Consider the following 15,821-nt stretch of genomic DNA (forward strand, 5'->3'; position numbering starts at 1 on the left):
GCCGCAGGTTATGCATGATTCCGGGCCCGAGATCCACCGTATCTCTCGCCCCAAGTTCCCGGACCGACGGGGTAAAGGCGCTCGACGCCGCTCACGCGCCGTCCGCCGGCAGCGAACCGGCACCCTCGACCCTCCCGAGCCGATCGTAGGGCCTCCAGCGGAACCGCGCGCCGAGCGACTCGGCCACGCGCCGGCAGGCCTCCTCCGACAGGCCCGGAAGCGCGACGGCGCTCGCCGCCACGTCCGGGATGCAGCGCACCGCGCTGCGCATGAAGTCCTTCACGGCCTCGTACGCCGACTCGCCGTAGCGGCTCGGACAGCTCCGCGCGTACGTGGCCGCGTCCGGCGCGTTCAGCGACACCGACACGGCGGTGATCCCGGCCTCCGCGAGCGCCGGCGGAACGTCCAGGCCCTCGCGGAGGCTCGCGAGCCCGTCGGTGTCCAGCCGGACGCGGGCGACGCCCGCCGCGCGGAGCCGGCGCGTGAGCTCGAGGAGCACCTCGAGCCGGCGCGTGGGCTCGCCGAGGCCGGTGAAGACCACCTCGGAGCGACCCTCGAGACCGGCGCGGATCGCGGCGGTCCAGACCTCGTCGGCGCTGGGGTTCCGGGCGAGCCGCAGATCGAATCCGCCGACGATCCAGTCGTCGTCGCGGATCTTCGGGCAGAAGACGCACGCCAGGGTGCAGCCGCTCGTGAGGTTCAGGTAGAGCGCGTCTCCCAGAGGATAGGCGAGCGTCGGTGCGCGCTGCTGTGAGGTGTCCTCGACCACGCGGGCGTGGAATAGCAGGCCCCAGCCGGGGACGCCACAGGCGCGCGACGTCGGAGGGCCTCTTCACCTCAACCGCTGGCAAGGACCCGAGCATTTCACGCGAGTCGCCCTCGCACGCAGCCGTCAGTCGACGAGGTGCGCGTGTCCGCTGCAGGCGAGGCAGTAGCGGGCCTCGGGGATGGCGCGGAGACGCTGCAGGCCCAGAGGCCCGCCGCAGTTCAGGCAGCAGCCGTAGCAGCCCTCCTGGATGCGGAGCAGCGCGTCATCGATGTCGGCGAGCTCCCGGCGTGCGAGCTCGGAGACCGGCTCGGGCATGGCCTCGTAGTCCGCCCAGTGCGCGGCGGGATCCGCAGCGGCCTGGGCCGTTCCGTGGCTGAGCGCGCGGCGGCGCCTGAGGAGGACCTCACGCGCCTCCGCCTCGATCCGACTCATGGGGGTCGGCCTTTTCACGAGGCGTGCCTCGTGAAAACCCGCGTGATCTCGCGCGGAAACCCGCCAGACTTTGCGTTCGGGCGATCCTCGGACGCACGCCTTGCGCAGCAGCCGGGGGCCGAGCGTGCCCCATGACGCCAGCGTGGAGGCCAGTCACCCGAGCTCGAGCTGCGAGGAGCCCCGCAGCGTGACCCCCGCTCGGGCGAAGGCGTCATCGACCCGCGCCCGGCGGTCCGGGAAGACGGCGCGCGTGAGGTCGTCGAGCACGATCACCTCGAAGCCCTCCGCCGCGCCGTCCTGGGCCGACCACAGGACGCAGAAGTCTCGCGCCAGGCCGCACACGAACACCCGCCGCGCGCCGCGCGCGGCGAGCCAGGCCCCGAGCCCGGTGGTCGGGCGGCGCCGGTCCGGCCCGACGTTCTCACGAAAGGCGCTGTAGGAGTCCACGTCGAGGCGCGTGCCCTTGCGCAGGATGAGCGTCGCGGCGGCGTCGGGGAAGGCGGGGTGGAGGGCCGCGCCGCGCGTGCCCTGGACGCAGTGGTCCGGCCAGAGCTCCTGCGGCCCCTGGCTCAGCGCGATGGTCTCGAACGGCTTCGCGCCGGGGTGGGCGGACGCGAAGGAGACGTGTCCGGGCGGATGCCAGTCCTGCGTGGCGACGACCGTGGTGAACGCCGGCGCGAGCCGGGCGATCGGCGCCACGATCTCGTCGCCGCCTGCGACGGCGAGCGCGCCGCCGGGCAGGAAGTCGTGCTGCAGGTCCACGGCGAGGAGCACGTCGTGCTCGCGATCGATCCGCATGGAGCTCATTTAATCCCGCGCGCGCCCGACTCATGAGCCGACCCGGAGGGCGCCGGTGCCCTGCCCGGGGGGAGGAAGCGTGCCGCGCGCGCGGCGCCGGAGCGCTCGGAACCTGCCGGAATCCGTGTTGTCTCGGGCGCGGGCCTGAGCTAGCTTGCGCGCACCATGGACAAGATCTGGGTCAAGGACGTCAAGGAGGGAGAGCGGCTGAAGAGCGTCTTCCTCGTCGCCCGCAAGGCGGTGCCCACCGCGAAGAGCGGCAAGACGTACCTGTCGGTCACCTTCCAGGACAAGACCGGAGAGCTCGAGGCCCGCGCGTTCGAGCGCGTGGAGGAGCTCGCGGCGGCCTTCGAGGAGAAGGACTACGTCGAGGTCGAAGGTCCCATCGGCGCGTTCCAGGGCAAGCCCCAGCTCAAAATCGAGGCGGCGGGCAAGATCGCGGACGCCGCCGCGCTCGACGCCGCGGAGTTCACCTGGGTCCCGCCGCCCGAGCCGAAGAAGCCCGAGAGGCCGGCCGGGGGCGAGGTCGAGGACGCGCTCTGGAACGAGCTCCTCGGCCTCGTCGACGTGATCGTCGACACCCACGTGAAGAGCCTCGTCAAGGCGTTCGTGGAGGACGAGGACGTCGCGAGCCGCATGCGCCGCGCCGCCGCCGCCAAGTCCGTCCACCACGCCTACGCGGGGGGCCTGCTCGAGCACACCGTCTCGTCGCTCAAGCTCGCCCACCGCATCGCCGACCACTATCCGCAGGTGGATCGCGACCTGCTCGTGGCGGGCGCCTTCTTCCACGACCTCGGCAAGATCCGCGAGCTCCAGGGCGAGCGGAACGTCGAGTACACCGACGAGGGCCGCCTCGTCGGTCATCTCGTCATGACCGCGCAGTGGGTGCACGACAAGGCCCGGCGCGTGGGCGTGCCGCGCGATCTCGAGCACCACGTGGTGCACATGATCCTCGCGCACCACGGCCGGCTGGAGTACGGCTCGCCGAAGCCTCCCATGACGCTCGAGGCGCTGCTCACGCACTACATCGACGAGCTCGACAGCCGCGTGAACTCCTGGCTGAACCTGATGGCGAAGGAGGGCGGCTCGAAGCGCTGGACCTCGGCGGACAACGTGTACGAGCAGCCGATCTGGCGCGGCCAGCTCCCGACCGTCCAGGCCGAGAAGAAGGGGCCGCCTCCCGAGCTCATGACGCCCGTGATCTACGTGCCGCGCGAGGGCGCGGGCGGTCAGGGCGGCGGACAGCAGAAGCGCGGCAAGCCGCAGAAGGAGAAGCGGCGCCCCGAGCCCCGCCCCGCGCAGCACGCGCAGAAGGCCGGGGAGCCCAGCGCGCCCGCCGCGCGCGCCGCGGAGGGGAGCGAGCCGCGGGCGGAGGGCGCCGCGCGCGAGGCGCGCCCCGAGCGTCCTCCTCGCGAGCACCGCGGCGGTCCCGGCGAGCACCGCGGCGGTCCCGGCGAGCACCGCGGCCCCGGGGGGTTCGGCGACAAGAAGCGCGGCTACACCGGCCCCCGCCTCCCCGGCGACAAGGGCCCGCACCGCCCGCCCGAGAAGCGCTCGCTGACCCACAACCCGTTCGCCGCGCTCGCCGCCAAGCTCGAGGACGCCGGCAAGACGGAGGCGCCGCAGGAGGCGAGCGGCGAAGTCGAGACCCCGCCGGTTCCCGGCGAGGCCGCCGCCCCGGTCGAGGCGCCCCGCACCGACATCGCCCCCGAGCCGACCTCCGCCCCGACGGAGACCCCCGCGGAGCCCAAGCCCGGCGAGGGGACGTAGCGCCGCGGGGCGTACAGTGATTCATGGTCCCGTTCGACCGCACGGCTGCGATCTTCGACGTCGACGACTCGCTCCTCGACGGAAACGCCGGGACCATCTTCACCTGGTACCTCTACAACCAGAAGGCGATGCGGCCGGAGATGCGCTCGCGCATCCCGCGGATCATCTACGAGTACGCCCGCCACCGGCTGACCGAGCAGGACATGGTGGAGGTCGGCTCCCGCTGCCAGCAGGGGCTCTACGCGGACGACCTCCGCGCCCACGCGCACGCCTGCTTCGAGCGCCACCTGCGCAAGCGCATCACCTCCGGCGCGATGCGGCACATCCGCCGCCACCTGCTGTCCGGCCACTTCGTCCTCATCGCCTCCGGCTCGCCCCAGTACATCGTGGACGAGGTCGGCCGTCACCTGCGCGTGCACGCGGCGATCGGGACGCGCACGCGGATCGTGGACGGGAAGGCCACGGACCAGATCGTCCCGCCCGTCGTCTTCCGCGAGGGCAAGCGGGCCGCGGTGGAGGCGGTGCTCGAGCGCTGGGACCTCGACCCCGCGCGGAGCTGGCTCTACTCCGACTCCGTGGCCGACGTGCCGCTGTTCGAGGCGGTCGGGAACCCGGTGGTGGTGAACCCCAAGGCCCCGTTCCGCGCGCTCGCCGAGCGCCGGGGCTGGGAGGTCCAGGAGTGGCGCGAGCGGAACCGCCCCGGCGATCAGCCGGACATCGCGGACGAGTGGGGATCGTGGGGAGGCTAGCCTCCCCACTGAGCCGTTACCCGAGCCGGAACAGCCGCTTCACGTTGGCCGTCGTCGCCGCCGCGACGTCGTCCAGGGACGCGCCCCAGAGCTCCGCCACCTTCTCGGCGGTCTTCACCACGTACGCCGGCTCGTTGCGCTTGCCGCGGTAGGGGGCCGGCGCGAGGAACGGGCTGTCGGTCTCGACGAGGAGCCGGTCGCGCGGGACGATCCGCACGGCCTCGCGGATCGCCTCGGCGGTCTTGAACGTCACGATCCCGGCGACCGAGATGTGCAGGCCGAGGTCGAGGTAGGCGCGCGCGGCGGGCGCGTCGCCGGTGAAGCAGTGGATGACGCCGCCGGCCGCGGGGATGCCCTCCTCGCGCAGGATGGCGGCGCAGTCCTCGTCGGCCTCGCGCACGTGCACCACGAGCGGCCTCGCCGCGTCGCGGGCGATCCGGATCGAGCGTCGGAACGCGGCCCGCTGGTCGGCGCGCGGGGAGTGGTCGTAGTGGTAGTCGAGCCCGGTCTCTCCGACCGCGACCACCCGCGGGTCCGCGGCGAGGGCCGCCGCGGTCGCCCAGTCCTCCTCCGGCACCCGCGCAGCCTCGTGCGGGTGGACGCCCACCGTCGCGCTGAAGAAGCCCGGGTCCTGCGTCGCGAGCTCGAGCGCGTTTCCAAAGTCGCCCGGCTTGCGCCACAGCCCGACGCACACGATTCGCTCCAGCCCCGCCGCGCGGGCGCGAGAGACGACGCCGTCGAGGTCGTGGACGTAGTCGGCGCAGTCGAGGTGGGCGTGAGAGTCGATGAGGCCCATGAGATCCGTCCCCTCCCCTGATCCGCCCCGACCTCGACCTCGACCTCGACCTCGACCTCGACCCCGACCCCGACCCCGACCCCGACCCCGACCCCGACCCCGACCCCGACCTCGACCCCGACCTCGACCCCGACCTCGACCCCGACCTCGACCCCGACCCCGACCCCGACCTCGACCCCGACCTCGACCCCGACCTCGACCCCGACCTCGACCCCGACCCCGACCCCGACCTCGACCCCGACCTCGACCTCGACCTCGACCCCGACTCAGAAGCCGTGCGCCGAGCGGCGGGAACGGGATCTACTTCACCCGCGTCCCCGGCGCGATGCCGTCCGGGACCGTCACCACCGCCAGGTTCGGCGCCTCCCCCGCGGCGAGCAGCATGCCCTGGGAGGTGATGCCCCGCAGCGGCCGCGGGGCGAGGTTGGCGACCACCACGATCCGCTTGCCGACCAGCGCGCCGGGCTCCGGGTAGGCCTGGGCGATGCCGGCGACGATGATGCGGGGCTCGGGATCGCCCGCCTCGACGGTGAGCTTCAGGAGCTTGTCCGCGCCCTCCACCTTCTCGGCGCTCCGGACCACCGCCACCCGCAGCTCGACCTTGGCGAAGTCGTCGTACTGGATGACGCCGGGCGGTGCGGCCGCCGCGGGCTTCGCGCTCGCCTTGGTCGCGGTCTCCGCCGGGCTCGCCGCCTTCGCCACCTTCGGCGCGGGCGACCTCGCCTCGGGGGGTACGACGATGAGCTTCTCCACCTGCCTGGGGTCGAGCCGGGCGATCTGCGGGGGCTTCGCCGCGACCACGACGGGCCCGCCGGCGAAGGGATCGAAGTCCTCGTCCCAGCGCTCTGGCCGCTCCTGCCCGAACGCGGCGGCGAGGTCGCCGCAGAAGCGCGGCATCACCGGCCACAGGATCGTCGCGATGGCGCGCAGGGACTTGGCGCACGAGAAGAGCAGCGCCCGGCTCGCGGGCGAGGCCGGGTCTTCCCAGGGCTTCGCCTCCTGCATCCGCTTGTTGCAGCGATCCGCCACCTGGTTCGCGGCGCGGACCACCTCGCGGTACTCGAGCGCGCGGTAGGCGAGGCGGGCCGCCGCGAGGGCGGAGCGCGCCACCTCCACGAGCGCCGGCTCGGGCCTCTCGGCGAGCGGCGCGCCCGCGCGGGGCACGAGCGCCGCGACGCGCGAGGCCAGGTTCGCCACGTTGTTGGCGAGATCGGCGTTGACGCGGTTCCGGAACTCGTCGAGCGCGAGGTCGAGGTCCTGGACCGACGGGCCGAGGTTCGCGGCGTAGAAGTAGCGGAGCAGCTCAGGGTCGAGGCCGGCGTCGAGGTAGGTGCGCGCGGTGATGAAGCTCCCGCGCGTCTTCGACATCTTCTCGCCGTTCACCGTCAGGTGCCCGTGCACCGGCATCCGATCCGGCCGCTTGAGCCCGGCCGCCCAGAGCATCGCCGGCCAGAACACCGCGTGGAAGCGCAGGATGTCCTTGCCGATGAAGTGCTCGAGGCGTGCCCCGGCGCCCTCCGCGAGGTAGCGGCGCTCGAACTCCGCGGGGGAGAGCCGCTCGCCCGCGGGCGCCTCCTCCGCGAAGTAGTGCTCCGCCGAGGAGAGGTAGCCGATCGGCGCGTCGACCCACACGTAGAGGAACTTGCCGGGGAAGTCGGGATCCTTCACCGGGAAGCCGAAGTACGGGGCGTCGCGCGTGATGCACCAGTCCTGCAGGTCCGCGAGCCACCCCTTCACCTGCTCGCGCACCGCCGGCTCGAGGTGCCCCTCCGCCTCCACCCAGCCGCGGATGACCTCCTCGGCCTTCTTGAGATCGACGTAGGCGTGGTCGGACGACCGGACGACCGGCGCCGAGCCGCAGATGGCGCACCGCGGGTCCTTCAGATCCCGCGGATCGTAGGTCGTGCCGCAGACCTCGCACACGTCGCCGTACTGATCCCTCGCGCCGCACTTCGGGCAGGTGCCCTTCACGAAGCGATCCGGCAGGAAGCGCCGGTCGTGCTCGCAGTAGAGCTGCTCGATGGAGCGCTTGTAGATGAGCCCCTTCGCCTTCAGCGCGTCGTAGATGCGGTAGGCCCAGCGCGCGTTCTCGGGCGAGTCGGTGGTGTAGTAGGTGGAGAACTCGACGCCGAAGCGCCGGAAGTCGTCGTGCTGCTCGCCCCGGTACTTCTCGACGAACGCCTTCGGCGTCATGCCCGCCTTCGCGGCGTTCACCTCGATGGGCGTGCCGTGCGAGTCGGCGGCGCAGACGTAGGTGACGTGGTCGCCGCAGGCGCGCCGGTACCGCACGTACACGTCGGTCTGGATGTACTCCACGAGGTGGCCGAGGTGGATCGAACCGTTCGCGTAGGGCAGCGCGCTCGTGACGAGGAGACGCTCGCTCAAGGGTGACTCCTTTCCATGTGTCCGCCGGCGAGCAGGCCGAGGAGGACGCGCTCGAGGCGGATCCGGCCGTCCTGGCCGCTCTTCATGGCGACGTCCGCCTCCGCGAGCGCCGCGAGGCCGTCGAGCAGCTCCGCCCGCGAGAAGCGCGTCGACGCCTGGTACTTCATCCAGAACCCGAAGGGCTTCTTCCCCTTCGCCTCGTCCTCGGGCACGAGCGGGAAGACCTCCGCCTCCCACTCGCGCGCCGAGCCGATGCGCCGGTCGCCCACGGCGCGGCGGGCGCGCTCCCGCTCCACGATCATCCGCCGCACGGCGCTCGCGAGCGAGCCGAGGAGCATGAACGGGCTCGCGCCGTCCGCGATGGACCGGTCGAGGACACCGAGCGCCTGCGGGAGGTCGCGGGCCTCGATCGCGTTGCCGAGCGCGAAGAACGGATCCGACGCCACGCGCGTGACGACCGCGTCCACGTCCTCGGCGCCGATCACCTTGCGGTCGCCCACGTAGGCGGCGAGCTTCGCGACCTCGGAGGCGAGCGTGCGGGCGTCCTCGCCGACGAGCGCCGCGAGGCGCGCCTCGCCCCCGCGGTCCACCCGCTTGCCGGTGCCGGCGAGGAGCGACGCCAGCACGGGGCCGAGGACGAGCCGCTGCGCGTCCCACGTCCCCTCCTTCTCGAGCTGGATCGTGACCCGCCGCCCCGCCGCGGCGAGCTTCTTCACGAGCGGCAGCTTCCCGTCCACCTTGCCCGCGGCGACCACGAGCACGTGGCCGCGCGCGAAGCCCTTCTCGAGGGCGGCGTCGAGCGCGGACGCGTCGTCCTTCGCGACCTTGAGGTCGCGCTCCACGGCGAAGCGCGCGGCCCCCTCCACGAAGGCCGCGTCGTACGTGGCCTCGGGGACGCCGAGATCGGCGGCGAGGGCGGCGTGGTCCACCCGCCCCGCCTCGGGCGCGAGGTCCTTCAGGCTCCAGCCCGCCTTGGCGGCGAGCGCGAGCAGCCTGCGCGCCGCGTCCCGCTGGGCCCCCTTCGCCCACTGCTCCCTCGCCCGCCCGTAGGCGGCCTCCGCGTCCTCCTTCGAGGCGAGGAACGCGGGCTCGTGGACCAGCACGACCTTCCCGCCGCCGAACAGGCCGCCGGTGGAGAGCTCGGCGGCGACCTCGGCAGGCGAGGCGGCGGCGTCGAGCTCGACGAGGTTCAGGGCCCGCCGGTCCTCCGGCACGAGCGCGCCGGCGAGCTCGCGCGCGGCGCGCAGGGCGAGGAAGGCGTCGCCGTCGAGCAGGTACACCGGCCGCGGGCTGCCCGCCCGGACGTCGGCGAGGCACGTCTCGAGGGTCGCGCCCGCCGCGGCGCGCGCCGGAGGTCCCCTACCCGCGGCCATGGAACCACGCGATGAGCATGCGCTCGAGGGCGAGCGTCGGGGACGCGTTCTGGCGGAGCGCCGCCGCGGTCGTCTGCACCTCCTCCCGCCGGCGCAGGACCTCCGCGGGCGCGAGCGCGGCGGCGGCTCGGCGCGTCGCGTCGGCGAGGTCGCCGAGCGCGACGTCGGCGGCGCCCGCCTGGGCCGCCAGGACGTCGCGCAGCCACACGGCGAGGAGCGCGCACAGCTCGGCCGCGGCCTCGCGGTCGTCGCCGTGGTCGCGGGCGAAGGCGAGCCAGGCGGCGGCGTCGCCCGGATCGAGCGTGGCGGCAGCCAGCACGGCGTCGCGCTCCGCCGCGAGCGTCTCGGCGTCGAGCGCGAGCGCGCGCGAGAGCGAGCCGCCGGCGAGGGCGGCCGCGAGGCGGGCCTCCGCCGCAGGCCGCCCGCCCGCCTCGAGCCGCGCGGCCACGGCCGCGGCGGGCAGCGGCGCGAACGGTACGCGCAGGCAGCGCGATCGGATCGTGGGCAGGAGCGCGTCGGGGCTCGCCGCGACGAGGACGAGCGTGGTGGCCTCCGGCGGCTCCTCGAGCGTCTTCAGCAGCGCGTTCTGCGCCTGCGGGTTCATGGCGTCGGCGGGATCGAGGATGACGAACCGCCGCCGTCCCTCGAAGCGCTTCATCGCGAGCCGCCGGTCGACCACGTCCCGCACCTGGTCGACGACGATGTCCTTGGACGGCGTCCGCCCGCCCTTCGGATCCCAGCGCCCCGCCTTCGCCATGACGCGCTCCTCCTGGAGGAGGAGCACGTCGGGGTGGACGCCGCGCGCGATCTTGCGGCAAGGCGCGCAGGCGCCGCACGCGTCGTCGCGGAGGCCGCCCGCGGGCGCCGGCACCTCGCAGTTCGCCGCCTGCGCGAGGAGGCGGGCGGCGGTGGCCTTCCCGACGCCCTCGGGGCCGCCGAACAGGTAGGCGTGGTGGAGCGCGCCGCGCCGCAGGGCGGATCGCAGCGAGGACACGGCGCGATCCTGCGCGATGAGCTCGGAGAACGGCATGACGCGGCGCGGAAGATAGCATAAGGGGCGCGGCCGGCGGCCGCCGCGTGCTCGCTCGCCAGCCGGCCGGCAGCGCGCGCCACGCGAGCGAAGCGAGCGCGCCGGGCGCCGCCGCGGCCGCCGCGAAGCCGCCGCGAAGCCGCCGCGGCGCGTGGATCATCAATTCAGCCGGCCCGCGAGCCGCGCCACCGCCGCCGTCAGCTCGGACGGCTCGACCGGCTTCGCGAGGTAGACCTGGAAGCCCGCGAGCAGCGCCTCCGTCCGGTCCTCCGCCTGGGTGTACGCGGTGAGCGCCGCCGCGGGGACGCGCCCGCCGTGCGACGCCTCGAGGCTGCGGACCTTGCGGATGAGCGTGAGGCCGTCCTCGCCCGGCATGCCGAGGTCCGACAGCAGCACGTCGGGAGGGCGCGACGAAAGGGCGGCGAGCGCCTCGCCCGCGGATGCCACGGAGGTGACGAGGGCGCCGGCGGCCTCGAGCACCTGCCGGACGACCTCGAGCGTGTCGGGATCGTCGTCCACCACCAGCACGCGCACGCGCTCGAGCCCCGCCAGCGGGCGCAGCTCGCCACGGGGCGCCTGGCGCGCGATGTCGCCGCGCCGCGGCCGCGCCAGCGTGACCGGCAGCCGCACGGTGAACGCCGCGCCCCGGCCCGGCCCGTCGCTCGTGGCCGAGACCGCGCCGCCGTGCGCCTCGACGAGGTGACGGACCAGCGCGAGCCCCAGGCCGAGCCCGCCGTGGACACGCGTCGACGACGAGTCCGCCTGCCGGAACCGCTCGAAGAGGTGCGGGAGGAAGTCCTCGGCGATCCCCGCGCCCGTGTCGCGCACCCGGATCGTCACCTCGTCTCCCTCGCGCGCGAGCCGGACCTCGACGCGCCCGCCCGGCGGCGTGAACTTGATGGCGTTGGAGAGCAGGTTCCAGACGACCTGCTGCAGGCGGCCGGGATCGCCCGCGACCGGACCTGCGCGCGGGACGAGCACCGCCGCGACGGAGATGCTGCGCGCGGCGGCCGCGGGGCGGACGGCCTCGAGGGCGGCCTCGACGACCGGGACGAGCTCGACGGGCCGGACGTCGAGCCGGAGCTGGCCGCGCACGATGCGCGAGAAGTCGAGCAGGTCGTCCACGATCTGCGCCTGGGCCTGCGCGCTCCGCTCGATGGTCTCGATGCCGCGGGACGCCGCGGCGGCGTCGAGCTTCCCGAGACGGAGGAGCCGGGCCCAGCCCAGCACCGCGTTGAGCGGCGTGCGCAGCTCGTGGGAGACCGTCGCGACGAACTCGTCCTTGGCGCGATCGGCCCGCTCCGCCTCCGCGCGCGCCGCGCGGGCGGCCGCCTCGAGCCGCTCCCGCTCGGAGGCCGCGCGCGCCCGCTCGGCGCCCGCCTCCCGGCGGGAGTCCTCGGCGGCGACGGCCAGGGCGTCTCGCTCGGCCTCGAGCGCGCGCCGCGCGCGCCTCGCGCGCGCGATCGCGACGGCGGTCACGCTCGCTGCGGCCGCGGCGAGCGTCACGACGAGGACGATGTCATCGGCGAGGGGTTCCATCGTGGGAGCCTCGGCGGGCCGATCATAGCCACGGGATCCGGGGGCGCCCCGCCCAACGTGTGGTCCGAGGTGGGCCGGGGCGAAATGGACAGCCGCGGATGGGTCGGTATCATGACCCACCGGAGCGCGCCCGCCATGAAGATCACGCCCCTCGACATCACCCAGAAGCAGTTCACCAAGGCGTTCCGCGGCTCCTCCCCGGAGGAGGTCGAGGCGTTCCTGGCGCTCGTGGCGGTCGAGTTCGAGGCCCTCGTGAAGGAGAACCTCGCCCTGCGCGAGGACAACCAGCGCAAGGCCGAGGACATCGCCGAGTTCAAGAGTCGCGAGCGCGTGCTCCAGGAGACGCTCGTCACCGCGCAGCGTGCCTCGGAGGAGATCCGCGAGTCGGCCCGCAAGGAGGCGGAGATCACGATCTCCGACGCGGAGCTCCAGGCGGAGAAGATCGTCCAGGGCGCGCACCAGCGCTTCCTGCGGATCGTGGACGACATCAACGAGCTGAAGCGCCAGCGGGTTCAGTTCGAGGCCAACGTCCGGACGCTCGCCGAGAGCCACCTCAAGCTCATCGAGGCGTTCCGCGAGCCCTCCCGCGAGGAGGCGGTGCAGTACATGCCCGCGCGGCGGAGGGCGACCGACGAGTAGTCGCCGTCTCGCCCTCGCCGCTCCTTCTACCGCTGCAGCGTCACCGCCCCCGTCGCCAGGTCGTACACCGCCGTCACGATCTCGAGCTTCCCCTCGGCGACCAGCTTCGCCAGGATCGGGCTCTCCTTCGTCAGCGACGCGGCGACCAGGCGCGCGTTCTCGGGGACCGCGGCGGTGGCGCACGCCTCCGCGGAGGCGGCCTTCACCGCCAGGACCGCGGGGCGGATCTCCTCGACGATCGCCGCCACGTGCCCCTCGGCGTGCCCTCCCGCGCACGTCGCGGCGACGGCGCCGCAGCCGGTGTGGCCGAGCACGACGACGACGGGCGTCCCCAGGTGTCCCGCCGCGTACTCGACGCTGCCGAGCGTGTCGTCCGAGGCCACGTTCCCGGCCACGCGCACCACGAACAGGTCGCCGATGCCCTGATCGAACAGGAGCTCGGGCGGCACGCGCGAGTCGGAGCACCCGAGCACCACGGCCTTGGGGTGCTGACCCCGGACGACCTCGGCGCGGCGCGCGGGCGTCGCGGTCACCAGCGTGAGCTTCCCGGCCACGTAGCGCGCGTTGCCGGCGGCGAGCTCCTTCAGGACCGCCTTCGGCGAGGGAGCGCCGCCGCTGGCGTGGGCCGGGGCGTGCGCGTCTGCGGCGTGGGCGGACGAGACGATCAGGACCGCGGCGAGCGCCGCGGCGATACGGGAGTGCATCGGTAGGTTCCTCGTTGGAGCCGCCGGGATGGCGGCTGCCGCGGACTCTACGCTCACCCGGCGAGCGCGAAATTGATCCCGCGCCGGGCGGCGGTCCCCGGGCGCGTTCAGGGATCGCGCGCCGTGGTCAGTGGGCCTCGGCCCAGCTGTGCCCCACCCCTACCTCGACGTCGAGGGGCACCTTGAGCTGGGCCGCGCCGCCCATCTCGCGGCGCACCAGCGCCTCGACCGGCGCGAGCTCGTCCTCGGGCACCTCCAGCACGAGCTCGTCGTGCACCTGGAGGAGCAGCCGCGCCCGGCGCGCGTCGCCGGCGAGCGCGTCGTGCACGCGGATCATCGCGACCTTCACGATGTCCGCCGCGGTCCCCTGGATCGGGGTGTTGATGGCGGTGCGCTCGGCCGCGTTGCGCAGCGCCGGGTTGCGCGCCGCGATCTCCGGCATCGCCCGCGCGCGCCCGAACAGCGTGCGCGACTCGCCCGTCGCGCGGGCGTCCTCCACCGCCTTCTCGACGTAGCGCCGCACCCCCGCGTAGCGGGCGAAGTAGCGATCGATGATCCCCTGCGCCTCGGCGCCCGGCAGGTCGAGCCGCTGCGACAGGCCGAACGCGGAGAGCCCGTAGGCGATGCCGAAGTTCAGCACCTTCGCGATCCGGCGCATGTCGGACGTCACCTCGCCGGTCGCGACGCCGAAGGTCTCGGCCGCCGTGCGCGTGTGCACGTCCTCGCGCAGGCGGAACGCCTCGAGCAGCGCCGGGTCATCCGAGTAGTGCGCGAGGATGCGGAGCTCGATCTGCGAGTAGTCCGCGGAGAGCAGCCGCCACCCCGGGGGCGCCACGAAGGCGGCTCGGATGCGGCGCGACAGCTCGGTGCGGACGGGGATGTTCTGGAGGTTCGGGTCCGAGGACGAGAGCCGCCCGGTGGCGGCCCCGGCCTGGTGGAACGTCGTGTGGATGCGGCCGTCGCGTGGATCGACGAGCTGCGGGAGCGCGTCCACGTAGGTGCCCTTCAGCTTCGCGAGCGCGCGGTGCTCGAGGACCAGCCGCGGCAGCTCGTGCTGCTCCGCGAGCTTCTCGAGGACGTCCTGATCGGTCGACGGGCCGGTCTTGAGCCGCTTCAGCACCGGCAGGGCCAGCTCGGTGAAGAGGACCTGCGCGAGCTCGCGCGTGGACGCGATGTTGAACGGGTGCCCCGCGGCCGCGTGGATCCTCGCCTCGAGGTCCTGCATGGTGCGCCCGAACTCGGCGCTCATGCCCTCCATCGCGGCGCGATCGACGAGGATCCCGGCCCGCTCCATCTCGCAGAGCACCGGCACGAGCGGCCGCTCCACGTCCCGGTAGAGCGGCAGGAGCCCCTCCGACTCGAGCGCCCGCTCGAGGGCCGGGGCGAGGTCGAGCAGCGACGCCGCGCACTGCGCCGCCCACTCTCCGACGCGCTCCACCTCGAGCCCCTCCACCGGGACGCGCTCGCTCTTCCTCGCGGCGTCGCCGCCGCTGGGGTCGCGCGGCAGCTCGCAGCCGATCCGCTCCCGCGCGACGTCGGCCAGGGCGTGCTCGCGCCTCGTGGGCAGCAGCAGGCGGCTCGCGAGGTCGGTGTCGGCGCCCGGCCCGCCCAGCGCGAGCCCGAGCTGCGCGAGGGCGTGCTGGACGCCCTTTCGGTCGTGGGCGTGCTTGGGCAGCTCGCCCGAGAGCAGCGGGCGGAGCGCGCCGGCCGCCTCCTCCGCGGAGAGCTGCGCCGGAGCGCCGAGGTACTGGTGGCGCAGCGGCAGGTAGAAGGCGCGCCCGCCGCCCGCGAGCGCGAGGCCCACCACCGGGTCGGTGCGCGGGGCCGGTCCACCGAGCACGGGGCGGACGCCGACGGCCGGCGCCGCGGAGAGCGCCGCGACCGCCGCGGCGAGCGCCCCCGCGTCCAGGATCAGCTCGGCGCGCTCCGTGCGCGGCGTGGGCGGCGGCGCGGGGAGGTCCTTCAGCAGGCGGGAGAACTCGAGCTCGGAGAAGAGCGCGCGCACGCGCGCCTCGTCCGGCCGCCGCCGCTCGAACTGGCCGGGCGCGAACGGCAGCACCAGGTCCCTGCGCAGCGACACGAGCTGCCGGTTCTTCCGGATGCGCTCCTCGCTCGCGACGATCTTCTCCTTCACCTTCTCGCCGCCGCGCGAGAGCGCCGCCTTGATCTCCTCCGGCCGGCGCAGCATCTCCTCCACCGTGCCGAAGTGGCGCACCAGCGCCGCCGCGGTCACCTCGCCGATGCCGGGGATCCCGGGGACGTTGTCGATCTTGTCCCCCAGGATGGCCATGTACTCGATCACCTGGTCCGGGCGGACGCCCAGCTTCTTCTCCACCTCCCCCGGCCCGGTCCACCCGCCGCGCCCGCTCGCCTCCGCCATCGGGTCGTAGAGGGACAGCCTCTCGTCCACGAGCTGGCCGAAGTCCTTGTCGCCGGTGACCACGACGACCTCCCAGCCCTGCTCGCGGGCGCGGCTGGCCAGCGTCGCGATGACGTCGTCGGCCTCGACGCCGGGCTCCTCGATGCGCGGCACGGCCAGGGCGTCCGCGACCTCGCGCACCAGCGGGAACTGCACCTGCAGGTCGTCGGGAGCCTCGGGGCGGTTCGCCTTGTAGGCGGGGTCGATCTCGTTCCTGAAGCTCTTGCGCCCGGCGTCCATCACGAGCACGACGTGCGTCGGCGCGTGCTCGCGCAGCGCCTTGAGGAGCATCGTGGTGAACCCGTAGACGGCGTTCGTGGGGGTGCCGCGCGTCGTCGAGAGGTGCGGGATCGCGTGGTAGGCGCGGAAGACGAAACCCGAGCCGTCGATGAGCGTCAGGGTGGGCATGCGGCCGGGA

At 74.2% G+C, this 15,821-nt stretch carries 13 protein-coding genes; 3 read left to right on the forward strand and 10 right to left on the reverse strand.

Features of this window, described 5'->3' with window-relative positions:
- Window positions 1-91: 91 nt before the first annotated feature.
- The 3 genes from ANAE109_RS12510 to ANAE109_RS12520 all read right to left on the reverse strand — a co-directional run bounded on the left by ANAE109_RS12510 (window position 92) and on the right by ANAE109_RS12520 (window position 1,999).
- Entirely contained in the window at window positions 92-769 is a 678-nt protein-coding gene (locus tag ANAE109_RS12510; RefSeq protein ID WP_012097232.1) for a TatD family nuclease-associated radical SAM protein, read from the reverse strand.
- Window positions 770-892: 123 nt separating this feature from the next.
- Complete coding sequence (locus ANAE109_RS12515; protein WP_012097233.1) at window positions 893-1,201, reverse strand: TraR/DksA C4-type zinc finger protein; 309 nt, start codon at window positions 1,199-1,201, stop codon at window positions 893-895.
- 153 nt (window positions 1,202-1,354) lie between these two features.
- The gene (locus ANAE109_RS12520) at window positions 1,355-1,999 is read right to left on the reverse strand and encodes a nicotinamidase (RefSeq protein ID WP_049768721.1); all 645 of its coding nucleotides are present in this window, start codon (window positions 1,997-1,999) and stop codon (window positions 1,355-1,357) included.
- 165 nt (window positions 2,000-2,164) lie between these two features.
- Between ANAE109_RS12520 and ANAE109_RS12525 the strand changes: the two genes are divergently transcribed.
- Entirely contained in the window at window positions 2,165-3,769 is a 1,605-nt protein-coding gene (locus ANAE109_RS12525; protein WP_012097235.1) for an HD domain-containing protein, read from the forward strand.
- Window positions 3,770-3,792: 23 nt separating this feature from the next.
- Window positions 3,793-4,518, forward strand: coding sequence for an HAD family phosphatase (locus ANAE109_RS12530; protein ID WP_012097236.1), 726 nt, complete (start codon window positions 3,793-3,795; stop codon window positions 4,516-4,518).
- 16 nt (window positions 4,519-4,534) lie between these two features.
- On the opposite strand, the gene ANAE109_RS12535 is transcribed toward ANAE109_RS12530, so the two are convergent.
- The 5 genes from ANAE109_RS12535 to ANAE109_RS12555 all read right to left on the reverse strand — a co-directional run bounded on the left by ANAE109_RS12535 (window position 4,535) and on the right by ANAE109_RS12555 (window position 11,641).
- Window positions 4,535-5,314 carry a TatD family hydrolase gene (locus ANAE109_RS12535; RefSeq protein WP_012097237.1) on the reverse strand — a complete coding sequence of 260 codons (780 nt, stop codon included), beginning with the start codon at window positions 5,312-5,314 and terminating at the stop codon, window positions 4,535-4,537.
- A gap of 300 nt (window positions 5,315-5,614) precedes the next feature.
- Window positions 5,615-7,699 (reverse strand): methionine--tRNA ligase, encoded by a 2,085-nt coding sequence (gene metG / locus ANAE109_RS12540; protein WP_012097238.1) that lies wholly within the window; start codon window positions 7,697-7,699, stop codon window positions 5,615-5,617.
- The gene (locus ANAE109_RS12545; RefSeq protein WP_012097239.1) at window positions 7,696-9,072 is read right to left on the reverse strand and encodes a DNA polymerase III subunit delta; all 1,377 of its coding nucleotides are present in this window, start codon (window positions 9,070-9,072) and stop codon (window positions 7,696-7,698) included. The genes metG and ANAE109_RS12545 overlap by 4 nt, the downstream gene beginning before the upstream one ends.
- Entirely contained in the window at window positions 9,059-10,102 is a 1,044-nt protein-coding gene (gene holB, locus ANAE109_RS12550) for a DNA polymerase III subunit delta' (protein WP_012097240.1), read from the reverse strand. The genes ANAE109_RS12545 and holB overlap by 14 nt, the downstream gene beginning before the upstream one ends.
- Before the next feature lie 159 nt (window positions 10,103-10,261).
- Window positions 10,262-11,641 (reverse strand): ATP-binding protein, encoded by a 1,380-nt coding sequence (locus ANAE109_RS12555; protein ID WP_012097241.1) that lies wholly within the window; start codon window positions 11,639-11,641, stop codon window positions 10,262-10,264.
- Between the two features lie 135 nt (window positions 11,642-11,776).
- Here ANAE109_RS12555 and ANAE109_RS12560 point away from each other — a divergent pair, with 135 nt between their 5' ends.
- Window positions 11,777-12,280 (forward strand): DivIVA domain-containing protein, encoded by a 504-nt coding sequence (locus ANAE109_RS12560; protein WP_041448316.1) that lies wholly within the window; start codon window positions 11,777-11,779, stop codon window positions 12,278-12,280.
- A gap of 26 nt (window positions 12,281-12,306) precedes the next feature.
- On the opposite strand, the gene ANAE109_RS12565 is transcribed toward ANAE109_RS12560, so the two are convergent.
- A complete protein-coding gene (locus ANAE109_RS12565) occupies window positions 12,307-12,984 on the reverse strand; it encodes a carbonic anhydrase (protein WP_012097243.1) in 678 nt (225 codons plus the stop codon).
- 127 nt (window positions 12,985-13,111) lie between these two features.
- On the reverse strand, window positions 13,112-15,811 hold the full coding sequence (polA, locus tag ANAE109_RS12570) for a DNA polymerase I (RefSeq protein ID WP_012097244.1): 2,700 nt from the start codon (window positions 15,809-15,811) through the stop codon (window positions 13,112-13,114).
- Window positions 15,812-15,821: the final 10 nt, after the last annotated feature.

Source organism: Anaeromyxobacter sp. Fw109-5, from assembly GCF_000017505.1.
GTDB lineage: Bacteria > Myxococcota > Myxococcia > Myxococcales > Anaeromyxobacteraceae > Anaeromyxobacter.